The organism is Streptomyces sp. NBC_01092, assembly GCF_045039535.1.
Lineage (GTDB): Bacteria > Actinomycetota > Actinomycetes > Streptomycetales > Streptomycetaceae > Streptomyces.
In genome coordinates, this window is record NZ_CP108659.1 from 8199210 (window position 1) to 8221135 (window position 21926).

Annotated in this window: 18 protein-coding genes; 12 read left to right on the forward strand and 6 right to left on the reverse strand. The window is 72.5% G+C overall.

Annotated elements, in window-relative coordinates:
• Window positions 1-6: 6 nt before the first annotated feature.
• The 3 genes from OG254_RS37160 (at window position 7) to OG254_RS37170 (ending at window position 2871) form a co-directional block, all read left to right on the forward strand.
• The gene (locus OG254_RS37160; protein WP_405590802.1) at window positions 7-627 is read left to right on the forward strand and encodes a LysE family translocator; all 621 of its coding nucleotides are present in this window, start codon (window positions 7-9) and stop codon (window positions 625-627) included.
• Window positions 628-734: 107 nt separating this feature from the next.
• Complete coding sequence (locus tag OG254_RS37165; RefSeq protein ID WP_405590804.1) at window positions 735-1862, forward strand: aminopeptidase P family protein; 1128 nt, start codon at window positions 735-737, stop codon at window positions 1860-1862.
• Window positions 1863-1923: 61 nt separating this feature from the next.
• Window positions 1924-2871, forward strand: a complete 948-nt coding sequence (locus OG254_RS37170; RefSeq protein ID WP_405590807.1) for an aminoglycoside phosphotransferase family protein — start codon at window positions 1924-1926, stop codon at window positions 2869-2871.
• Between the two features lie 13 nt (window positions 2872-2884).
• Here OG254_RS37170 and treZ read toward each other — a convergent pair whose 3' ends face one another.
• Window positions 2885-4630, reverse strand: a complete 1746-nt coding sequence (gene treZ / locus OG254_RS37175) for a malto-oligosyltrehalose trehalohydrolase (RefSeq protein WP_405590810.1) — start codon at window positions 4628-4630, stop codon at window positions 2885-2887.
• A gap of 185 nt (window positions 4631-4815) precedes the next feature.
• Between treZ and OG254_RS37180 the strand changes: the two genes are divergently transcribed.
• From OG254_RS37180 to OG254_RS37190, 3 genes are all read left to right on the forward strand, one after another.
• Window positions 4816-5367, forward strand: coding sequence for an FHA domain-containing protein (locus OG254_RS37180; RefSeq protein WP_351186223.1), 552 nt, complete (start codon window positions 4816-4818; stop codon window positions 5365-5367).
• Window positions 5368-5507: 140 nt separating this feature from the next.
• On the forward strand, window positions 5508-6878 hold the full coding sequence (locus OG254_RS37185) for a M14 family zinc carboxypeptidase (protein WP_405590813.1): 1371 nt from the start codon (window positions 5508-5510) through the stop codon (window positions 6876-6878).
• Window positions 6875-7288: an SSI family serine proteinase inhibitor gene (locus tag OG254_RS37190; RefSeq protein WP_405590816.1), complete on the forward strand. Its 414-nt coding sequence runs from the start codon at window positions 6875-6877 to the stop codon at window positions 7286-7288. Before OG254_RS37185 ends, OG254_RS37190 begins: the two co-directional genes overlap by 4 nt.
• 72 nt (window positions 7289-7360) lie before the next feature.
• Here OG254_RS37190 and OG254_RS37195 read toward each other — a convergent pair whose 3' ends face one another.
• Both OG254_RS37195 and treY read right to left on the reverse strand, forming a co-directional pair.
• A complete protein-coding gene (locus OG254_RS37195; protein ID WP_405590818.1) occupies window positions 7361-8611 on the reverse strand; it encodes a M14 family zinc carboxypeptidase in 1251 nt (416 codons plus the stop codon).
• Window positions 8612-8959: 348 nt separating this feature from the next.
• Complete coding sequence (treY, locus tag OG254_RS37200; RefSeq protein WP_405590821.1) at window positions 8960-11353, reverse strand: malto-oligosyltrehalose synthase; 2394 nt, start codon at window positions 11351-11353, stop codon at window positions 8960-8962.
• Between the two features lie 323 nt (window positions 11354-11676).
• On the opposite strand from treY, the gene OG254_RS37205 reads away from it, so the two are divergent.
• Window positions 11677-12960, forward strand: coding sequence for an MFS transporter (locus OG254_RS37205; RefSeq protein ID WP_405590824.1), 1284 nt, complete (start codon window positions 11677-11679; stop codon window positions 12958-12960).
• Here OG254_RS37205 and glgX read toward each other — a convergent pair.
• A complete protein-coding gene (glgX, locus tag OG254_RS37210; RefSeq protein WP_405590826.1) occupies window positions 12957-15107 on the reverse strand; it encodes a glycogen debranching protein GlgX in 2151 nt (716 codons plus the stop codon). The two genes, OG254_RS37205 and glgX, sit on opposite strands and share 4 nt — an antisense overlap.
• Window positions 15108-15297: 190 nt before the next feature.
• On the opposite strand from glgX, the gene OG254_RS37215 reads away from it, so the two are divergent.
• The 5 genes from OG254_RS37215 to OG254_RS37235 all read left to right on the forward strand — a co-directional run bounded on the left by OG254_RS37215 (window position 15298) and on the right by OG254_RS37235 (window position 20437).
• The gene (locus OG254_RS37215) at window positions 15298-16113 is read left to right on the forward strand and encodes a Tat pathway signal sequence domain protein (protein WP_405590829.1); all 816 of its coding nucleotides are present in this window, start codon (window positions 15298-15300) and stop codon (window positions 16111-16113) included.
• Between the two features lie 85 nt (window positions 16114-16198).
• The gene (locus OG254_RS37220) at window positions 16199-17509 is read left to right on the forward strand and encodes a copper amine oxidase (protein ID WP_405590831.1); all 1311 of its coding nucleotides are present in this window, start codon (window positions 16199-16201) and stop codon (window positions 17507-17509) included.
• 102 nt (window positions 17510-17611) lie between these two features.
• On the forward strand, window positions 17612-18850 hold the full coding sequence (locus OG254_RS37225) for an SAV2148 family HEPN domain-containing protein (RefSeq protein WP_351186205.1): 1239 nt from the start codon (window positions 17612-17614) through the stop codon (window positions 18848-18850).
• Window positions 18851-18972: 122 nt separating this feature from the next.
• Window positions 18973-19710 carry a 3'-5' exonuclease gene (locus tag OG254_RS37230; RefSeq protein WP_405590834.1) on the forward strand — a complete coding sequence of 246 codons (738 nt, stop codon included), beginning with the start codon at window positions 18973-18975 and terminating at the stop codon, window positions 19708-19710.
• A 61-nt stretch (window positions 19711-19771) separates the two neighbouring features.
• The gene (locus tag OG254_RS37235) at window positions 19772-20437 is read left to right on the forward strand and encodes a nitroreductase (RefSeq protein WP_405590837.1); all 666 of its coding nucleotides are present in this window, start codon (window positions 19772-19774) and stop codon (window positions 20435-20437) included.
• Here the strand turns inward: OG254_RS37235 and OG254_RS37240 are convergent.
• Window positions 20424-20972: a YbaK/EbsC family protein gene (locus OG254_RS37240; protein ID WP_405590839.1), complete on the reverse strand. Its 549-nt coding sequence runs from the start codon at window positions 20970-20972 to the stop codon at window positions 20424-20426. The genes OG254_RS37235 and OG254_RS37240 overlap by 14 nt on opposite strands.
• Complete coding sequence (locus OG254_RS37245) at window positions 20918-21925, reverse strand: DMT family transporter (RefSeq protein ID WP_405590842.1); 1008 nt, start codon at window positions 21923-21925, stop codon at window positions 20918-20920. The genes OG254_RS37240 and OG254_RS37245 overlap by 55 nt, the downstream gene beginning before the upstream one ends.
• Between the last annotated feature and the right edge of the window lies 1 nt (window position 21926).

Genomic DNA, 21926 nt, shown 5'->3' on the forward strand with positions numbered 1-21926 from the left:
GACCGCATGCCGACCACTCTCCTCGCCTTCCTGGGGGCCTGCACCCTCGTCGCCGCCTCGCCCGGACCGAGCACGGTACTGATCATCAAGCAGTCCCTGCACAGCAGACGCTCGGGCTTCCTGACCGTGCTGGGCAACGAGACCGGTGTCTTCATCTGGGGAGTGGTCGCGGCGTTCGGCCTGACCGCGCTGCTGACAGCCTCCGAGGTGGCGTACGACGTGATCCGCATCGTCGGCGCGGTCGTGCTCGTCGGCTTCGGCATCCAGGCCCTGCGACAGGCGCGCCGCGCCAAGGGCGCCGACGAGGGAGCGTGGGAGGCCACCGCCAGGAGCGGCTGGGCCTCCTACCGCGGCGGGCTGCTGCTCAACCTCGCCAACCCCAAGGCCGCCGTCTTCGCGATGTCCTTCCTGCCGCAGTTCGTACCCCAGGGCGCCCCGCACCTGCCGGCCACGGTCGGCCTCGCCGCGCTTTGGGCGGTCTACGAGGTCGGCTACTACGGCCTGTACGTCTGGTTCGTCGGCCGGCTGAAGTCCGTGCTGTCCCGCGCGGGCGTGCGCCGGCGCCTGGAACAGGTCTCCGGGGGCGTGCTGCTGCTCCTCGGCGTCCGCATGGCCCTGGAGGGCTGAGCCGTGCCGGAGCAGCCGCTCCAAAGACCCGCCGACCGGCTCGCGCCGCCCCTCGCGTGCGGGCAGGATGCTGCCCGTAGTCCTTTCACGCGCCCAGGGAGGCCCGGATGACCGGCACCGCACCCGCGCCCTTCACCGCCGACGACTACCGAGCCCGTATGGAGCGCGCCGCGCGGGCGGCCGCCGACGCGGGCCTGGCCGGGCTCCTGGTGGCACCCGGCCCGGACATGGTGTGGCTCACCGGCTACGCGCCCACCGCCGAGACCGAGCGGCTCACCCTGCTGGTCCTCGTCCCCGGCCGGGACCCCGTCCTCGTCGTCCCCGCCCTGGAGGCCCCGGACGCCGCGAAGGCCTCCGGCGCGCCCGGCCTGACCCTGCGCGACTGGACCGACGGCCAGGACCCCTACGCCGCCGGCGCGGCCCTCCTCGACACGAGCGGTCGCTTCGGCATCAGCGACAACACCTGGGCGATGCACCTGCTGGCCCTCCAGCGGACGCTGCCCGGCACCTCGTACGCCTCCCTCACCGACGCCCTGCCGATGCTGCGCGCCGTCAAGGACGCCGCCGAGCTGGAGCTGTTGGCGGCCGCGGGTGCGGCCGCCGACGCAACGTTCGAGGAGATCCGGAACGTTCCCTTCGGCGGCCGTCGCGAGTCCGAGGTGGCCGCCGACCTCGCCCACCTGCTGCGCCGCTTCGGCCACTCCCAGGTCGACTTCACGATCGTCGCCTCGGGCCCGAACGGCGCCAATCCGCACCATGAGGTCGGTGACCGTGTGATCGAACACGGCGACATGGTCGTGCTCGACTTCGGCGGCCTGAGGGACGGCTACGGCTCCGACACCTCCCGCACGGTCCACGTCGGCGAACCCACCGACGAGGAGCGCCGGATCCACGACCTGGTCCGCGCGGCCCAGGAGGCGGGGTTCCGCGCGGTCCGGCCCGGCGTCGCCTGCCAGGAGGTCGACCGGGCCGCCCGCGCGGTCATCGCGGACGCCGGGTACGGCGAGTACTTCATCCACCGCACCGGGCACGGCATCGGCGTCACCACCCACGAGCCGCCGTACATGATCGAGGGCGAGGAGCAGCCGCTCGTGCCCGGCATGTGCTTCTCGGTGGAGCCCGGCGTCTATCTGCCCGGCCGCTTCGGAGTGCGCATCGAGGACATCGTGACGGTCACCGAGGACGGCGGCCGGCGCCTCAACGACACGACCCGAGAGCTGGTCATAGTCGGCTGACCGGGCGACCGACCCCGGAGCAAGGAGCCCCCGTAGACCCCCGAGCGACGACGGCGCGACCATGACCCAGGCACCGACACCCACCGCGGACACCGTCCGCCGACTGGTCCGTTCCCTGCTCAAGGACGGCGTGGACGACTCGGCAGGACCCGAGGTCCGGCCCGTCTCCCCGGGCGCCGAACCCGCCACCTGGTGGGTCGGCACCCGCCATGTGCTGCGCCTCGCCACCGACCGCGAGACGGCCGTCCGCCGGCGCCGCGAACTGCGCCTGCGCGACCTCGTCAGGCCGCACGTCCCCGTCGCGGTGCCCACGAGCGTCGCGTACGGCGAGTGGGCGCCCGGGCTGACGTACACCCTGGACACCAAGGTCCCCGGCGGGTCGGGCGCGGAGCACGACGTCTCCGCGGTCGGGGAGGCCGACCTGGCCGGGCTGCTCACGGGGCTGCGCGAGGTCCCGGTACGGCAGGCCGAGACGCTCGGCGTGCCACGCACCGCACCGCGCTCGCTGGAGGCGCTGCGCCGGACCGCCGAAAGCGCCGCCGCGCGCCTGGCCGACGCCGACGAGTTCGACGCCACGCGGCTGCGCCAGCTCGCCCACCAGGCCGCCGTCCAGCTCGCAGCCCAGCCCGGCACCGCCGTCCTCGTCCACCACGCCCTCACCGGCGACCACCTGGTCGTCAGCGCCGACGGACGGGTGCGCGGAGTCCTCGGCTGGGCCGACAGCGTCCTCGGTGACCCGGCCGAGGACATCGCCGGACTCGCCCGCGCCGTCGGCTCCCCGGCCGCCGTCCGCGCCGCCACCCTCGCCGGCTACGGCGCCCGCCCCTGCCTGCGCGGCCTGTGGCTCGCCCGCTGCGACGCGGTGATCAACCTCGCGGCCCGCCTCGACGGCAAGGGCGAGACGTCCCTCCCGCTACTCAGGGCGCAGTTGCACGTGGCCTGGGAGGCGATCCTGCTGGAGCGGGTGACGGAGCTCAGAGAGGACGACGACGGGGACGACGAGCCCTAGGCCCCGACGCCGCTCACCCCTGCAACAGCACCACAGCCGACTCCCCGGGCACGTGCAGCACACCGTCCGCGCCCGGCGCCTCCACCGGCTCCCACGCCGCCAGTACGTCCGCCTTGCGCGGTCCCAGTGGGATCGCCGCCGGTTCCTTGGCGAGGTTGACGGCCACACGTACGTCGCCGCGGCGGAAGGCGAGCCAGCGCTCCTGCTCGTCGTAGGCCACTCGGGTGTCGGCGAGGTCGGGATCCGTCAGGTCCGGCTGCTCGTGGCGCAGGGCGATGAGGCGGCGGTACCAGGCCAGCACGCGCGCGTGGGGCTCGCTGCCGAGCTCGGACCAGTCGAGGCAGGAGCGCTCCCGGGTCGCCGGGTCCTGCGGATCGGGCACGTCCTCCTCGGCCCAGCCGTGCGCCGCGAACTCCCGCCGCCTGCCCCGCCGTACGGCGTCGGCGAGCTCCGGATCGGTGTGGTCGGTGAAGAACTGCCAGGGCGTGCTCGCCGCCCACTCCTCGCCCATGAACAGCATCGGCGTGAACGGCGCGGTCAGCGTGAGCGTGGCCGCGCAGGCCAGCAGGCCGGGGGAAAGGGTCGCCGCGAGCCGGTCGCCCTGGGCCCGGTTGCCGACCTGGTCGTGGGTCTGGCCGTAGCCGAGGAGGCGGTGCGCCGCCACGCGTGTACGGTCCAGGGGGCGCCCGTGGCGGCGGCCCCGGAAGCTGGAATACGTGCCGTCGTGGAAGTAGCCGCCGGTGAGGGTCTTGGCGAGGCCCGCCATGGGGGCGTGCGCGAAGTCGGCGTAGTAGCCCTGGGACTCGCCGGTCAGCGCGGTGTGCAGGGTGTGGTGGAAGTCGTCGTTCCACTGCGCGTGCAGACCGAGGCCGCCCTCCTCGCGCGCGGTGATGAGCCGGGGATCGTTCAGATCCGACTCGGCGATCAGGGACAACGGCCGGCCCAGGTCGGCCGAGAGCGCGTCGACGGCCGTCGACAGCTCCTCCAGGAAGTGGCACGCGCGCGTGTCCTTCAACGCGTGCACGGCGTCCAGCCGCAGCCCGTCGATCCGGTAGTCCCGCAGCCAGGCCAGTGAGCTCCCCACGAGATAGTCGCGCACCTCGTCCGAGCCGGGCGCGTCCAGGTTGACGGCGGCGCCCCAGGGCGTCTGATGCGTGTCCGTGAGGTAGGGGCCGAAGACGGGCAAATAGTTCCCGGACGGTCCGAAGTGGTTGTGCACCACGTCGAGGACCACGCCCAGGCCCAGTTCGTGCGCCCGGTCGACAAAGCGCTTCAGCGCCTCGGGCCCGCCGTACGGCTCGTGCACGGCCCACAGGGAGACGCCCTCGTATCCCCAGCCGTGCCGCCCCGGGAAGGGGCTCACCGGCATCAACTCGACGTGGGTGACGCCCAGTTCGACGAGATGCCCGAGCCGCTCGGCCGCCGCGTCCAGCGTGCCCTTGCGCGTGTACGTGCCGACGTGCAGCTCGTACAGCACGGCCCCGGGCAGCGGCCTGCCCGCCCACTCCGTATGCCACGCGTGGCCCGCGTGGTCGACGACCGCGCTCAGCCCGTCCGGGCCGTCCGGTTGGCGGCGCGAGCGCGGATCGGGCAGTACGGGGCCGTCGTCGAGCGCGAAGCCGTACCGCGTCCCGTCCCTCGCCTCCGCCTCCCCCCACCACCATCCCGCGCGATCGGGATCGCGCTCCAACGCGCGCGTGGCGCCCTCGCAATGGAGCGTCACACGGTCGGCCTGCGGTGCCCACACCTCGAACTGCACGGACGGTTCCCCTTCGTCTGCTCACCGTGATGTAGCCCGTCCATGGTGCTTCAAACGAGATCAATCCGCTTTTGAATCTTCCCTTTTGCGGCGGGTGTCGCCGAGGGATCCGCCGATCACGTGCGCGTGGTGGCCATCGCGCCGTTTTCTGGACACCCGGGAGCCACTGACCGACAATCAGCACCGTGACGTCGTCCTTCGAGTTCAACACGTACCCCGCGCGGCTGTCCGACGCGGAGCGCGACAAGGCGCTGAAGGTGCTGCGTGAGGGCGTCGCCATGGGCCGGCTGTCGCACGACACGTTCGTACGCCGCATGGAACTCGCCCTGGCGGCCCAGCGCTCGGACGAGCTCGCCGTGCTCACCGCCGACCTGCCCTCCGAGAGCCGTCTGTCGCGCGTGGTGTTCGGCACCGTCGAGGCGATCTCCGGCTTCACCGTACGGCTGCGCAGGGCCTGGCAGGCCGAGCGGCTGCCCAAGCTGCTGCTGCCCAACCCCGCGTCCGGTCATCCGCTCCGGATAGGCCGGGACCCCGCCAACGGGCTGCGGCTGACCCACGAGACGGTGTCCCGGGTGCACGCCGAGCTCAGTCAGCAGGGCGGCATCTGGGTCCTGCGTGACCTCGGCTCCACCAACGGCACCACCGTGAACGGCCGACGCGTGATCGGCGCCGTCGTGGTCCGCGAGGGCGATCAGGTCGGCTTCGGCCGGATGTCGTTCCGCCTCGCCGTGACCTGAGCGGAACCACGGCTTCGGGCCCGGCCACGACCCGAAACGTCGACGTAAGTCCCTTTGCCTTTCACGGTGTTGACGTAGTCGACAACTCGTGACTGACTGTGCGTACACCATGCACACCAGGTGAATCGACGGCACCACATTTGTGGAGGTGTGCCCTGCCGCCACTCCTCCGCTACCCGACCGTCGACGAGCTCGGCGCCCGGGCGGCCGCACTTGTCGCCCGCCGCCCCCGTGACACCCGGTTGCGCCGTGTGGGGACCTCCCGCGCGGGCACGCCGCTGTGGCTGCTGTCCGTGGGCCACGGCAGCCGCCAGGCCCTCGTCGTGGCCGGCCCGCACGCCAATGAGCCGGTGGGCGGCGGCACCGTGCTGCGGCTGGCCGAACGGGTGCTCGCCGACCCCCGCCTGCACGAGGGCGCCGACGCCACCTGGAACTTCCTGCTGTGCCTGGACCCCGACGGCCTGCGCCGCAACGAGGGCTGGCTGCGCGGCCCGTACGCCCTCGGCGGCTACTTCCGGCACTTCTTCCGGCCGGGCTTCCTGGAACAGCCCGAATGGCTGCCCGACGGCGCGGACGCCGCCACCCTGCCCGAGACCCGCGCCCTGCTCGACCTCCAGGACGAACTGCGGCCCTTCCTGCAGTGCTCCCTGCACGGCGTCGACGTCGGCGGCGGCTTCGTCGAGCTGACCCACGACCTGCCCGGCCTCGCCCAGCGCGTCGCGCACTCGGCCGCCCGCCTCGGCATCCCGCGCGAACTCGGCCCCTACGACACCCTGTACTGGCCGGAGCTGGGCCCCGCCGTCTACCGGATCCCGAGGCCCCGCCGGGGCAACCTGGCCGCCGCCATCACCGAGGCGGCCGTGGAGTCGACCTGGTTCCATCCGCACCGGCACGGCACGGTCACGGCCGTGGTCGAGGCTCCGATGTGGGGTGTGGCGGCGGTGGAGGACGGTGCGCCGCCCGCAGATGAGGAAACGGTCCTGCGGATGGTGAGCCACACGCTCCGCCATGACACCGGCGTCCTGCAACGGCTGCTGGACCGTCTGCGACCGCATCTCCCGGCCGGGCCGGAGACGGCCCGGCTGCTCGCCCCGGTCGACGACTATTTACTGGTCTGCCCCGGGCTGGCCGACACCTGGGACCCCGACATCGAGGACCCCGTCGGCGTGCACGCCCTGCCCCCGCTCAGCACCGCCCACCTGGCGGCCCTGCGCATCGCCGGGCGGCGTCTCGCCCTGCGGACCGCCGGGCTGCTGCACCAGCTCGTGACGGGTGCCGGGCGCGATCCGGCGGGCGCGCTGCCGGAGCTGGACCGGCTCATCGACGAGTGGTGCGACGACTACCGGGACGGCTGCGGGGCGCACTGGATACCGGTCGCCCGCCAGGTGGAGTACCAGGCGCGCGTGGTGCTCGCCGCGTTCGAACTCGCCGGGCGGCACGCGCCCGCGTGCTCCCGTTCGGGTGAGGCGGGGTGGAATGCCGGGGCGGCCGTGCCGATACACCGGGAATGACGCGAAGCATCTCAGCGGTACGAGGCGGCCTGCTCGTCGCAGCCGCCGCCCTCGCCCTCGGCGCGACCACGCCGCCGGCGACGGCTCAGGACTCCGACTCCGGCAACTGGCTCTTCGTCACGGTCACCCGCGGCGAAGGCCGCCACGGTGAGACGCCCGGCAACCTGCTGCTGTGCGACCCGCCGCGGGGCCACGCGCGGGCGGCCGAGGCCTGCAAGGACCTCGACCGGGTGGGCGGCGACATCAGCCGGCTGAGGCAGAAGGACGCCTTCTGCCCGATGATCTACGCGCCGGTGACCGCCCACGCGCGCGGGGAGTGGAACGGGCACCCGGTCGACTACCGGGAGACGTTCTCGAACGGGTGCGGGCTCGCGGCGCAGACAGGAGCGGTGTTCGCGGTGGACCGCTGACGCCGTACGGCACCGGGCCCTGGGCACGGATCCGGGGCACCGGGGCTGCACGCGCGTGTGCGGCGGTTCGGTTCAGGCCGCTCGCCCGCGTGCGTGCAGCGCCGCCGCGACGACCGTGCGGGACTGGTGCTCGACCTGGTTCTCCAGGGGCACCCAGCGCGCGCGGAAACGTTCCGCGAACGCGTCGCTCCAGGTCGCCACCAGATGTTCCAGGCGCGCTGCCCCACGGTCGTCGGTCTCCTGCAGAACCCGCAGCAGCATGGCCGCCGACCGCAGCGGCAGCCGGCGCCCGAAGGCGTCCACGCTTCCGACGTACGCCATGGTGTCGCCGGCGGGCGGCGTGTGCGTCCAGTCGGCGGCCAGACCCGGGGTCAGCTCCAGCGCCCACTTCGCGGCCCGCAACAGGGGCCCGTCGACGCCGTCCAGCCGGGGCAGCGCCTCGGCCAGCACACGCTCCACCTCCAGCGCGTCCCGCCGCAGCCGGGCCCCCAGCCGCCGCATCGCCCCGGCCGGATCCGGATGCGGAGCCGGGTCGTCCACCAGGTCGCTCGCCCACATCGGCACCTCGACGACCGCGGTGAGCCCGCCGTACCGGTGCACGTGGTACCAGGTGCTGCTGCGTGCGTCGTCCGGCATGCTCGGATACGCCGCGCCCGCGCCCGGCGCCGGCATCACATGCACCCCGGGCCCGGCCGCGGGCCAGCCCGCCGCGTCCGAGGCGCCGGTCTCCACGGGGATGTGCAGCTCCGCCGCGGACTTCGCGAACGGCTCCGCGAGTCCGGGTACGTCCTTCGTCAACTGCACCCAGCTGCCGCCCAGGTCCGTGCCGTGCAGGGTCACCTGGAGGTAGGGGCGCAGCTCGTCGATGACCCGGGTCAGCGCGCGCGTCTCGGGCGGCAGCCGGTCCGGCGGCAGCGCGGCGGGTGCCCACTCCGGCTGCTCCGGGGCCGCGGGCCGGAAGAAGCCGAGGTGGTAGTCGAACAGGGAGCGGGGGGCCGGGGTGATGTGCAGGCTCGCCCCGTCGGGATCCGCGCACAGCAGGAAGTGCCAGGAGATGTCGGCCCGCAACTCGCGCTCGCGCAGCACCCGTTCCGCGACGGCGAGGAGGGTGGGCCCGCCCGTGGGCTCGTTGGAGTGCGCTCCCGCGACCACCAGGACGGCACGCCGGGCATGGCCGATGGACAGCAGGTGAAGGGGTCTGCCCGCCCGGGAGGCCCCCACCTGTCTCAGTGTGCACAGCGCGGGTCGGTGGGCGGCCAGTGCGCGGGCGGACAGCACCAGTTCGGCAAGGGTGGGGTAGCGCAGCTCCGGCAGGAGACTCACCCCCGTCACTTCCGCCCGGCTTCGCAATCCGCAGTACCCCATGGTCTGGTTTATGTGTCAAGGAGTTGACGGGGGAGCCTCCCGGGGGCGCCCAGATGCATTCACCGCTCAAAGATCGCGGCGGTTGACGTCAGCGGGCCTGCCGGGTCCGTCCGTGCGGGGCAGCGCACCGCGTTCGCCTGCCCTTTTGGGCGCGGGGAGCACGGCGTGAAGGGCGCCCCCGCCGCTCGTCGCCACACGCCGGGCGCCGCACCCGAACTCCCGGAGCGTACGCGGGCCCGAGCCGGTCGCCAGGACGATCCCACGGCGTGCGAGAAACCCGTACACGCCCAGAGCGCGCGGTGGCGGTCAGGTCGCGCCCGACGCAACGCCCACACCTCCCCCCGTCTCCTGCCCGCCCACCCGCTCCAGCAACACCACCGGCAGCGGCTCGAAGAGCTCCTCCACGCGCGCGTGCCCCGTGAACTCCCGCTCCGGAGCCAGCACATCGGCCCACCGCCCCGGCGGCAGCGGCAGCAGCGTCTCGCGCCAGCCCCCCGACCGCGTCAGGCGCAGCGACAGCCGCGTCACCGCGGTGAGCACCTCCCCGGACCGCACGAAGGCCACACAGTGGGCGGCCGCCGGTCCCTCGGCGGTGAGTGGCGCGTACGTCGCCGAGTCACCGAACACCTCGGGGCGCCGCGAGCGCAGCCGCAGCGCCGCCGCCGTCATCGCGCCCTTCACACCCGGGTCCTCGGGCGGGAAGCGCACGGCCCGGCGGTTGTCCGGGTCGACCAGAGCCCGGTACTCGCCCTCCGTGCCCTGATAGAGGTCCGGGACGCCCGGCATCGTGAGCTGGGTCAGTGCCATGCCCAGCATGTTCGACCGGATGTGCGGCTCCAGAGCGCCGCGGAAGGCCGCCACGCGCTCGCCCGGCGTCCCGCACGGCCCCGCGGCGACGAAGGCCGCCACCGCCTCCTCGTACGGCGGCTCCTGCTCCGTCCAGCTGGTGAACAGCCCGGCCTCACGCACATGCTTCAGCAGCGCCCCCTGAACGCGCTCCACGTCCGCCTCGCCCAGCCCGAACACCGTCTGCCAGGCGGCCCACGCCACCTGCGCGTCCGGTACGCCCTCGCCGTCGAGGGTCACCTCGGTCAGGACGTCCGCCCAGCGCTCCGGGCACTCGGTGAGCACGGCCAGCGCGGCCCGTACGTCGGCACTGCGCTTGGTGTCGTGCGTCGACATGACCGTCCCGGTCGCCGGCCAGTCGCGCTGCACGCGCGCGCAGTAGTCGTGGAACACCTCGGGCGCGGCGGCGGGGCTCCCCGGGTTCCCGCCCACCTCGGTCGCCGACAGCAGCGGCACATAGCGGTAGAACGCCGTGTCCTCCACGGACTTGGCCCGCAGCGCCGACGCCGTCTGGGCGAACCGCGTCCGGAACTCCAGGTGGTCCGGCCCGTCCCCGGCCCGCCCGAGCACCAGCTCGCGCACGACATCGACCGCGCCGGCCTCCTCCGGCACGACGAACGCGAGCCGGGCCTCGGCCGCGGCCCCCTCGGTGACCACCTGGGCCGCGTCACCTGAGGCGTAGGGCCGGTAGACCTCCAGCCGGACGAGGAGTTCCTGCAGCGCGGTCCGCAGCGCCCAGGGCGCCCGGTCGCGCAGCGCGGGCTCCGGGGACGTGGCGCACACCCGGCTCGCCGCGCGGGTCAGCCGGTCGACCTCCGCGGCCAGCTCGTGCGTGAGCACCTTGTACGCCGCCCGCCGCACCGTCGCCTCCCAGTCGCCGCCCCGGTCCGTCTGCGGGGCCGTGAACCGCCGGTACAGACCGAGGAGTTCGCCGAACCCCGCCGGGTCGGTGAAGAGGCCGTCGACGTGCCGCAGGGCGTCGTAGCCGGTGGTGCCCGCGACCGGCCAGGAGGCGGGCAGGTGTTCCCCGTCGGACAGGATCTTCTCCACGACCGTCCAGCGCCCGCCGGTCGCCTCGTTCAGGCGTCGAAGGTACCCGTCGGGGTCGGCGAGGCCGTCGGGATGGTCGATGCGCAGGCCGTCGATCACGCCCTCGTGCAGCAGCTGGAGGACCTTCGCGTGCGTGGCCTCGAACACCTCCGGGTCCTCGACCCGCACCCCGATCAGCTCCGAAATGCTGAAGAACCGCCGGTAGTTGAGCTCGGTACGGGCCAGCCGCCACCACGCCGGGCGGTACCACTGCGCGTCCAGCAGCTGGGGCAGCGGCAGTTCCCCGGTGCCCTCGCGCAGCGGGAAGACCTGGTCGTAGTAGCGCAGGACGTCGCCGTCCACCTCCAGCCGGCCGAGTTCCTCGCCGAGCGGGTGCCCCAGCACCGGCAGCAGCACCTGGCCGCCCTGCGCCTCCCAGTCGATGTCGAACCAGCGCGCGTACGGCGAATCGGGGCCCTCGCGCAGCACCTCCCACAGGGCGCGGTTGTGGCGCGGGGCCATGGCCATGTGGTTCGGCACCAGGTCCACCACCAGACCCAGACCGTGCTCCCGCGCGGTGCGCGCCAGCGCGCGCAGCCCCTCCTCGCCGCCGAGTTCCTCGCGTACGCGCGCGTGGTCCACGACGTCGTAGCCGTGCGCCGATCCCGGGACCGCCTCCAGGACGGGGGACAGATGCAGATGCGAGACGCCGAGCGAGGCCAGGTACGGCACGGCCGCCGCCGCGGCCCCGAACGGGAACGCGGGCTGGAGCTGCAACCGGTAGGTGGCCGTCGGCACCGTCGGGTCAGGTCGCTCAGGTGTCATGGAAACCTACGTACCCGCCCCGCGGCCCTTCGTGTCATCGTCCCCTCCACGTGGGCCCACGCGCGTACCTAGGGCCTGTCCGGCGGATCATGCCGGCGTCGCGGGGCCTGGCACGCCCATCTGCGGCGTTGTCGTCGGTTGCCGACTCCCCCACTCTCGACTCCGCTCGAGCGGGGGGACCCCCATCGCGTCGACGCCCTCCTCCGCCTTGCAGCTGGACGCACCAGGCCCCGCTCACCTGCGCTGATGAGATGCCGTTCCTTGCAGCCGGCCTGATCCGCCGGACAGGCCCTAGCGTCGGAGCGACGAGGAAGAGGGGGACCGTGGGACGACGCGGGGCGTTCGGGAGCTATCGCGAGGTGATCGGCCTGACCGGGCCGCTGCTGCCGGTCGTGTCGTTCCTGGCGCGGCTGCCGACCGCCACGATCCAGTTCGGCAGCGTGCTGCTGGTCGCGCGGACCAGCGGCTCCCTGGCCGCGGCGGGGCTGACCGGCGGCGCGCTCGCCCTCGGGCAGGTGGCCTGCGGCCCGTTGGCGGGCCGGCTCGCCGACCGGCATGGACAGCGTCCGGTCGTGCTCGTCTTCTCCCTCGCCAACGCCCTCGCGATCGCCGGGTTGGTCGCCGGGGCGCTTGCCGGGCTGCACATGGGTGTTCTGGCCGCGCTCGGGGCCTGCGCCGGGGCCACGGTGCCGCAGATCGGCCCGCTGGCCCGCGCCCGGCTGGTCGCGCTCGCCCGCCGGGCCGGGGCGCGCGATGCCACGGTGGGTGCCGCGCTGTCCTTCGAGAGCACTCTCGACGAGATCTCCTTCGTCCTGGGTCCGGCCCTGGTGGGCCTGGCGGCGGTAGTGGCACATCCGGGCTACGCGCTGGGCGGTGCGGCGGTGCTGGTCGCCTTGTGCGGAACCGGCTTCGCGCTGCATCGGACGGCGACAGCGACACATCGGCCGCCGCCGGCGGCACACAGCGCTCCCGCCCCGCACCGCACAGCACCCCGCATCCCCCGCGCCGTCCACCCCCTCCTGGCCGCCCTCGCCCTCCAAGGCGCCATGTTCGGGGCCTGCCAGGCCGGCATCACCGCCCTCACCGAGCGACTCGGCCGGCCGGACCAGGCAGGGCTCGTGTACGCCGCCATGGGGGTGATGAGCGCTGTCGCCGGGCTCTCCATGGCTGCCGTGCCCGCCCGCATCGGGACGACCGCACGCTGGCGCGCGGCCACGGCGGCCGCCTGCGCGCTGTCCCTGCCCCTGCTGTGGACCGACGCTCTGCCCGCCCTCTACGCCACCGTCACCGTCCTCGGCGTCGCCTACGCCCCGCACCTCATCACGGTCTTCGGGATCACCGAGCGGGTGGTGCCGCCCGCGCGGCTCGCCGAGGCGATGGCGTTCGCGACGAGCGCGCTGGTCGGCGGGCAGGCTCTCGCGGTCGCAGGCACCGGCCGCCTCGCCGAGTCGTACGGCCCCACGGCGGCCTTCGGGGCGGCGAGCCTCGCCGCGGCGCTCGCCTGCCTGATCGCGCTGACGGCGCACCCGGGGTCGTACGCCGGACGCCCCGCCGAAAGCCACGACCACGCGCGTGTGCCCGATGAGCGGCCGAGCACACCGTCCTAGACCGGCCGCTGCAACACCGCCATGCTGCGGTCCACCAACGTCAGCCGGTCCCCGGCCTGCACCTTCGCTCCCGTCCCGGGCGGCACCCCGTCCGTGCGGGCGGTGTCGACGACCACCTGCCACTGACGGCCGTGATTGACCGGCACGACGAAGTCGAGGGTCTTCGGGGAAGCGTTGAACATCAGCAGGAACGAGTCGTCGGCGATGCGCTCCCCGCGCGCGCCCGGCTCCGAGATCGCGTTGCCGTTGAGGAACACCGTCAGCGCCGACGCCTGCGCCCGGTCCCAGTCCCGCTGGGTCATCTCGTCGCCCTGCGGGGTGAACCAGGCGATGTCCGACAGGTCGTCGTGCGTGCCCTCCACGGGCCGCCCGTGGAAGAAGCGCCGCCTGCGGAAGACCGGATGGTCCCGCCGAAGCCACACCATCGCGCGCGTGAAGGCGAGCAGCTCACGAGGCAGCCCCTCCTCGGCCGCCTCGCCGTCCTGCCCGGCGGAGCCGTCCTGCGGCCACCGCACCCACGCCAGCTCGCTGTCCTGGCAGTACGCGTTGTTGTTGCCGCGCTGTGTGCGTGCGAACTCGTCGCCGTGGCTGATCATCGGCACGCCCTGGGACAGCATCAGGGTCGCGACGAAGTTGCGCATCTGGCGGGCGCGCAGCTCCAGGACCCCCCGGTCGTCGGTCTCGCCCTCCGCCCCGCAGTTCCAGGAGCGGTTGTGGCTCTCGCCGTCGCGGTTGTCCTCGCCGTTGGCATGGTTGTGCTTGTCGTTGTACGCGACGAGGTCGTGCAGCGTGAACCCGTCGTGGCAGGTCACGAAGTTGATGGAGGCCAGCGGGCGCCGCCCGTCGTCCTGGTACAGGTCGGACGAGCCGGTCAGCCGGGACGCGAACTCCGCCACCGCGCGCGGCTCACCGCGCCACAGATCCCGTACGGTGTCGCGGTACTTGCCGTTCCACTCGGTCCACAGCGGCGGGAAGTTGCCCACCTGGTAGCCGCCCTCGCCCACGTCCCACGGCTCGGCGATCAGCTTCACCTGGGAGACCACCGGGTCCTGCTGCACCAGGTCGAAGAACGACGACAGCCGGTCCACCTCGTGGAACTGGCGGGCCAGGGTCGCCGCGAGGTCGAAGCGGAAGCCGTCGACGTGCATCTCGGTGACCCAGTAGCGCAGCGAGTCCATGATCAGCTGGAGCACGTGCGGGGACCGCATGAGCAGCGAGTTCCCGGTCCCGGTGGTGTCCATGTAGTAGCGAGGGTCGTCGGTGAGGCGGTAGTACTGCGGGTTGTCCAGGCCCCGGAAGGACAGCGTGGGGCCCAGATGGTTGCCCTCGGCGGTGTGGTTGTAGACCACGTCGAGGATGACCTCGATGCCGGCCTCGTGCAGCGCCCGCACCGCCGACTTGAACTCCAGGACCTGCTGGCCGCGGTCGCCCCAGGAGGCGTACGCGTTGTGCGGGGCGAAGAAGCCGATCGTGTTGTAGCCCCAGTAGTTGTTCAGGCCCATGTCGACCAGGCGGTGGTCGTTCACGAACTGGTGGACCGGCATCAGCTCCAGCGCCGTCACGCCCAGCTCGGTGAGGTGCTCGATGACCGCCGGGTGCGCGAGGGCGGCATAGGTGCCGCGCAGCTCCTCGGGCAGCCCCGGGTGGCGCATCGTGAGGCCCTTCACATGGGCCTCGTAGATCACCGTGTGGTGGTACTCGGTGCGCGGGCGTCGGTCGTCGCCCCAGTCGAAGTACGGGTTGACCACGACCGACGACATCGTGTGCGGGGCGGAGTCGAGGTCGTTGCGCCGGCCCGGTTCGTCGAAGTGGTAGCCGTACACCTCCTCGCCCCAGCTGATCGCGCCGCTGATCGCCTTGGCGTACGGATCGAGCAGCAGCTTCGCCGAATTGCAGCGCAGACCCCGCTCCGGGGCGTACGGGCCGTGCGCCCGAAAGCCGTACCGCTGTCCTGGCATGACGCCCGGCACATACGCGTGCCGCACGAAGGCGTCGCTCTCCCGCAGTTCCACCGCCGTCTCCGAGCCGTCGTCGTGCAGCAGACACAGCTCTACTCGGTCCGCGGCCTCCGAGAAGACCGCGAAATTGGTGCCGGCGCCGTCGTAGGTGGCACCGAGTGGATATGCCTCTCCAGGCCAGACCTGCATGGACACGACTCTTTCAGCTGGAGCGCGCCGCCGGGGCGCCTTGGCGTCGAGTCTCCCCGAAAGTGATGGAACCACCTATGACTTGGCTCCCTCTTACCGGGCGACCAGTGCAGACGCGGGTATGCCAGTAGGGGCGTACCGGTGGGGCCGACACGTACTCCCGGGGACGTACGGGGAGTAGGGGGAAGATGTGCGCAAGATAGTGCACCGCCATCTGGGCAAAGTGGTGGCGGGTGCGGCCATAGCGGTGGCCGGAACGGCCGTGATGGTCGGAATCACTCTGCCGGGCACGGCGGGGGCCGACGAAACGGGGGGGACCAACAGCGGCCAGGCCGCTGAGCAGGCGGCCCAGGGGCAGGGGGCCGGGGCGGTGCAGCCGGGCGTCGTCGAGCAGGCCCCGAACGAGGGTGACAAGGGCACGGGCAACGACCCGCTGACCGATGACGAGATGGACCGGGCCGCGGAGCTCGCGGCGAGCCCTCAGATGCGCACCGCCGCCGAGGACGTCGACGGCGACCGTGGCCCGCAGCGCCTCGGAGTCGACCTCGCCGAGCCGGACGTCGACGAGCTGAACGACCCGAGCGCCCCGCGCCGGGCCGAGGTGACGTTCTACGACTACAAGGCCGACGCGCTCGTCACCAGGACCGTCAATCTCGACACCGGCAAGGTCGAGGAGACCACCACCGAGCACGGCGTGCAGCCGCCTCTGGGCCGCGCCGAGTACGCCGAGGCGGCGAAGATCCTCATCGCCGACCCGCTGGGCGCGGGCATGAAGGCGGACTTCAAGGACGCCACCGACAAGGAGCTCACCTCCCCGGACCAGCTGCTGCTCAACGGCGCTGTGTACCGGGCCACTCCGGGCGCCCAGCCCGCCGTACTCGACAAGTGCGGCGAACACCGGTGTGTGCGGCTGTTCCCGAAGGTCAAGAACGGGCCCTGGATCGACGCCCGCTCCTTCGTGATCGACCTGAGCGCCCGCAAGGTCGCCAAGCTCGACATCGGCTGAGCCGCCCTCGGTTCGCTTTTCCAACCCGCACTTCCCGTAACTGCACCTCACGTACTTGCACCTCCTGTAAGGGAGTCACTTCTTCATGCGCGTGAACAGAATCAGCCGTGCCCGCAGGGGCGCCGCCGTCGGGCTTTCCCTGGCCGCGCTGGCCGCCGGCGCGACGACCGGCGCCGGGCCCGCCTCCGCCCAGCCGAAGAACGCCCCCGCGCCCGCCGCCGACTGCAGCGCCGCCTACCGCATCGAGCAGAAGCTCACCGGCGGCACGACGTGGCGGATGTGCTGGCGCTACGACGGCAAGGCCGGGCTCGTCCTGGAGAACATCTCCTACCAGCCCAAGGGCGAGCCCAAGCCGATCAAGGTCCTCAACAGCGCCCGGCTCGGCCAGATCCACGTCCCCTACGACGACGGCAGCGTCGAGTACGACGACCTGACGGGCTTCGGCTTCGCCCAGGGCCTGATGAACCTCGACCCCGGTGAGTGCCCCGGCGGCACCATCAAGACCGTCAAGGTCCCCGAGGCCTGGCAGGACCCGAACGTCAAGGGCCTGTGCACCACGACCCGCGCGCGGGGACACGCCTACCGCATGCAGGGCGACAGCGCGACCAAGGTCTACCAGGCCCAGAGCAAGGACCTGCTCGTCTACACGGTCAACCAGGTCGGCTGGTACGAGTACATGACCGAGTGGCGCTTCCAGGACGACGGCACGGTCACCATGAACGTCGGCGCGACCGGCAGCCTGTCGTACGAGGACTACGACGCCGGCGACGGCCGCGGCTGGCCCATCGGCAAGGGCGACCGGGCCAAGGCCACCAGCCACAGCCACAACGTCTTCTGGCGGCTCGACTTCGGCCTGGACGGCTCCACCAAGAACCGTGTCGAGCAGTACGACTCGACGGTGACCGCGCCCGCCGCCGGTGACCGCGCCCCGAAGACCAAGACCACCGTCACCAAGGTCGGCAAGGAGCTCGCGGGCGACGCCAAGGCCTACCGCTGGTGGCGCATGGTCAGCGCGACCGGCAAGAACAAGGACGGCCACGCGCGCTCGTACGAGATCGTCCCCGGCGTCACCACCAAGTACCCGGGCCGCAGCTTCACCAAGCACGACATGTACTTCACCGAGTACGACAAGTGCGAGAAGTTCGCCACCAACAACCCCGGTTGCGGCAACGGCCACCCCAAGAACGTCGACAAGTGGGTCGGCGGCCAGAGCCTCACGCACCCGATCGCCTGGATGAACGTGGGCTTCCACCACATCGCCCGGGACGAGGACCAGCAGCCCATGCCGGTCCACTGGCAGGGGTTCTCCATCGTCCCGCGTGACGTGACGGCTATGAATCCGCTCACTCCGAGCGAGCTCGCCTGGCAGAACGGGCACTGGCAGCCTCGCAGTTGAGAAACGACCCTGCCATCCGGCTGCACCGCCGACCGCTCCCGGAGTACTCTTCCTTGATCGTTGAGACGGGGAGTGCTCGGGGGAGCGGAAGGCGGTGCGCGGGTGGGCTCGGGAGGGCTGGAGTTGCCCCCTGGTGACGAGGGTCACAAGGGGAACTCCACTGAGGTCCCACCCGGCACGGTGTCCCTGGCCCGGCCGATGGAGACCAGTTCCATCGGCCCGGAGCTGGACTGGGACACCGACGCCTGGCGCGAGGTGCGTACGCGCGCCAGGCGAGCGGGTCGGGCCTACATCTGGCTGAACCTCGTCGAGCAGCGGCTGCGCGCGGTCGTGGCCGCTGTGCTGCGTCCCATCTACGAACCCGTCCACGGCGACGACTGGGTCGTCGCGGCCGCCGGACCGGCCGGCCAGGAGTGGGTGCAGCGCGCGGTCGCCGTACGCGAGGTCAGCCGCCGCAAGGGCTATCTGCTGGACCCCGCCGACGACAACGTCCTCAGCTTCCTGACGCTGCCGCAGCTGCGTGAGCTGATGGTGCAGCACTGGCCGTGCTTCGAGCCGTACGTCGACGACCGCCGGGACGTCGAACTCGCCCTGGACGAGCTCGAGGTGACCCGCAACGTCGTCTCCCGCAACCGTGCCCTGTCCGAGGCGGTCCTCAACCAGGCCGAGCGCGCCTCGGCCCGGCTGCTGGAGGTTCTCGGCCAGAGCGGCGACGTGCCCTCGGCCCGCCGGCTGCCCATCGACGCGGTCGAGGACCTGGTCGGCGACCGCTTCGCCGACGTGGTCGCCGTACACCCCGACCGGGTGCGGCTGCTGCGGCAGTTCCCGGCCGAGGACATCTTCGGCGGCGCGCGCCGGCTCGACGCCATCGGCATCGGCCTCAACCTTCTGGTGCAGAACTTCTCGGGGCGCCGCCTGGTGCGCCTCGCCGAGTCGGGCTGCCGGGTGCGGCTGCTGTTCCTGAACCCGGCCTCCAGCGCGGTCAAGCGGCGCGAACGCGAACTCGGCATCAAGCGCGGCGAGCTGAGCCGCGCGGTCGAGATGAACATCCTGCACATGCGCCGGGTGCGGTCCCGGCTGCGCGACCCTGGCGCCTTCGAGATCCAGGTCTTCGACGAGACGCCCCGCTTCACGGCGTACCTCGTGGACGGCGACGGCTCCGACGGCGTCGCGGTCGTGCAGACCTATCTGCGGCAGACCCGGGGGCTGGAGGCGCCGGCCCTGGTGCTGCGCAACGGCAACAGGGTGGTCAAGACGGACGAGATCGAAGAAGGCGGTCTCTTCCCCACCTATCGCGAGGAGTTCGAACTCATGTGGGCTGATTCGCGACCGGTGTCCTGAACTGTCCCGAACCGGCATGAGGCCTCGGAGCGGGGAAGCGGAATGCGGTCCTCTGATTGTCAGTGGCGCATGCGAAGGTGGAGACCACTGGGGGAACGCACCACCAAGAAGGGGGACCGCCCATGGGCTGGCACCGTGAGCTGCTGATCGGCTTCGACCTGGAGACGACCGGTACGGATCCGCGCGAGGCGCGCATCGTCACCGGCGCCGTGATCGAGGTCAGGGACGGGCAGCCCGTCGGACACCGGGAGTGGCTCGCGGATCCGGGCGTGGAGATCCCGGCGGACGCGGTCGCGGTACACGGCATCAGCAACGAACGCGCGGCCGCCGAGGGCCGCCCGGCCGACCAGGTGGCGAACGCCATCGCGGACGTCCTGGTCACCTACTGGAAGACGGGCGTGCCGGTCGTCGCGTACAACGCCGCCTTCGATCTGAGCCTGCTCTCCGCCGAACTGCGGCGGTACGGACTGCCGTCCCTGCGCGACCGCCTCGGCGGCCAGGACCCCGCCCCGGTCATCGACCCGTACACGATCGACCGCTGGGCCGACCGCTACCGCCGCGGCAAGCGCAACCTCGAAGCGGTCTGCCGCGAGTACGGCATCGCACTCGACTCCGCCCACGACGCCTCCGCCGACGCCCTCGCCGCGGCCCGGCTCGCCGGCGCGATAGCCACCCGCCACCCCAAGATCGCGGCCCTCGGCCCGGCGGAACTGCACCGCAGCCAGATCGAGTGGTACGCCGAGTGGGCGGCGGACTTCCAGGACTTCCTGCGCCGCAAGGGCGACCCGACCGCGGTGGTCGACGGCATCTGGCCGCTGAGGGAGCCGGCGGGGGAGAGGGTGGCGGGCGAGACGGTCTGAGCGACCGTGACCGTCCGCGTCAACTGCCTTGCCGGCGTGCCGGCCAAGAGGAGGACGGGACGTGGACGTGTACGAGGCCGTGGACAGTCGCCGGGCCGTGCGGGCGTTCAGCGATGAACCGGTGTCCAGGGTGATACTCGACCGAGTGCTGGCCGCGGCGACGCGTGCCCCGTCGAGCGGGAACCTCCAGCCATGGCATGTGTACGTCGTCACCGGCGAACCCCTGGCCGAACTGAAGAGGCGTGCCATGGCCAGGGCACGGGCGGGAGACCCCGGCGACGAGCGGGAGTACCCGATGTACCCGGCCGCACTGACCTCGCCGTATCTCGACCGCTTCTCCGCCGCGGCCGCCCAGCGGTACGAAGCGCTGGGCATCGAGCGTGACGACATCGACAGACCCAAGAAGATCGCCGCCCTGAACTCGGAGGCGTTCGGGGCGCCGGTCGTCCTGTTCTGCTACCTCGACCGGACGATGGGGCCCGGACAGTGGGCGGACGCGGGGATGTACCTCCAGACGGTCATGCTGTTGCTGAGGGCGGAGGGGTTGCACAGCTGCCCCCAGGTGATGTGGACGATGTACCGCAGGACCGTCAGCCAGACGGTCGGAGCCGGTGACGGGCTCGTGCTGTTGTGCGGTGTCGCGGTGGGGTTCGAGAAGGAAGGCGTGCCACCGCTGCGCACGGGGCGGGCGGACATGACGGAGACGGTGAGCTTCATCGGGGCGTGACGGTCGGTGCCGGTGCTTGTGCCGACGCCGCCGCGATGCGCTCGATGCGCGGCTCGGCCAGCCGCTCGTAGTCCGCGCCGGAGATGAGCAGCGAGCGGTCGAGCCTGGCCGCGTTGAAGTACAGCTTCGGCTGCGCGACGACGTCCGGGTCAGCGACGACTTCGAGGTCGGGATCGAAGCTGAACGGCAGGACGGTGCCGGGCACGGCGTGGGCCAGCCGCTCGGCGGTCTCCGGGTCGCTGAAGCCGACGTAGCGGGCGTCGAACAGCGCCCGGACGGCGTCCAGGTCGACCCGCCGGTCACCCGGGACGACCGCGAGGACGTGACGGGTGGTGCGGCGGTCCACCTTGATCCGCAGCACGATGCACTTCGCGGCTTCCGACGCCGGGTGCCCGCGCAGTGCGCAGACCGCCTCGGTGCTGCCCTCGGGCTCGTGGTCGATGAGGCGGTAGTCGGCGCCGGCGGAGTCGAGCAGGGAGATCAGGTGGTCGTAAGTGTCGTGGTGGGGGACGTCGTGGCCGGTGTGCTCGGGCATGGGGAGTCCTTGTCGTGGTCCTGGTCACAGGCATGGGGCGAGTCGTGGGCCGGGGGTGGCCGGTCTTCGGGCACCCGTCGATGCGCCCGCTCCACCGACTGCCCCCAATAGGTGCCGGCGACCATGAGGGCCGCTCCGAGGCCGGTGAGGGGGGTGAGGTGTTCGCCGCCGAGGGCCACGCCGATCGCGACGGCCCAGACCGGCTCGGTGCCCAGCAGCAGGCTGGCCCGGCTGGCGGAGGTGCGCTGCACGGCCCAGGTCTGGGCGAGGAAGGCGAACACGCTGCACAACAGGGCGAGATAGCCGAGCTGGGCCCAGATCGCCGGGTCGGCGTGGAACAGCGTCGGCAGATCGTGGGCCGTGGCCGGCAGGAACAGGGCGGTGCCGACGAGCGTCTGCACGGTCGTCAGCTGCAACGGACGGATCGCCCGCCCCACGGTCATGCGGCCGACGAGCGCGACATGCCCGGCCCGGATCAGCGCGGCGCCGAGCATCAGCAGGTCGCCGAGGCGGGGCTCGTGGAAGCCGTTGCCGGACATCAGCAGTCCGACGGCCAGGACGCAGACGCCGGTCGCGGCGAAGAAGGCGGGAGGCAGCGCGCCGCGGTGGCCGCCGCGGTCGAGGAGCGGGGTGAGGACGATGGTCAGGCTGATGATGAGGCCGGCGTTCGCGGCGCTGGTGTGCGCGACACCGTACGTCTCCACGACCAGGACCGCCGCCTGGGTCAAGCCCAGCGGCAGCCCGGTACGGATCTCGTCACGCGTCCAGCCGCGTGCCTCGCGCCGCCGGGAGGCGAGCAGACCGAGGCAGGCGAGCGCGGACAGGGCGTAGCGGGCGAACAGCACGAGCAGGACGGGGAGCGCGGCGGTGGCCGTCTGGGCGGACAGGTAGCTCGAACCCCAGACGAGCGCGACAAGGAGAAGTACCGCATCGGTACGGCGGACGTCGGACACC

Bases quoted from the DNA above. Each gene is read 5' to 3' on its own strand.
- OG254_RS37190 (WP_405590816.1), top strand. From the start codon at position 6,875: ATGACGCGAAGCATCTCAGCGGTACGAGGCGGCCTGCTCGTCGCAGCC.
- treY (WP_405590821.1), bottom strand. From the start codon at position 11,353: ATGACACCTGAGCGACCTGACCCGACGGTGCCGACGGCCACCTACCGG.
- OG254_RS37160 (WP_405590802.1), top strand. From the start codon at position 7: ATGCCGACCACTCTCCTCGCCTTCCTGGGGGCCTGCACCCTCGTCGCC.
- glgX (WP_405590826.1), bottom strand. From the start codon at position 15,107: ATGCAGGTCTGGCCTGGAGAGGCATATCCACTCGGTGCCACCTACGAC.
- OG254_RS37240 (WP_405590839.1), bottom strand. From the start codon at position 20,972: ATGCCCGAGCACACCGGCCACGACGTCCCCCACCACGACACTTACGAC.
- OG254_RS37165 (WP_405590804.1), top strand. From the start codon at position 735: ATGACCGGCACCGCACCCGCGCCCTTCACCGCCGACGACTACCGAGCC.
- OG254_RS37230 (WP_405590834.1), top strand. From the start codon at position 18,973: ATGGGCTGGCACCGTGAGCTGCTGATCGGCTTCGACCTGGAGACGACC.
- OG254_RS37170 (WP_405590807.1), top strand. From the start codon at position 1,924: ATGACCCAGGCACCGACACCCACCGCGGACACCGTCCGCCGACTGGTC.
- OG254_RS37220 (WP_405590831.1), top strand. From the start codon at position 16,199: ATGCGCGTGAACAGAATCAGCCGTGCCCGCAGGGGCGCCGCCGTCGGG.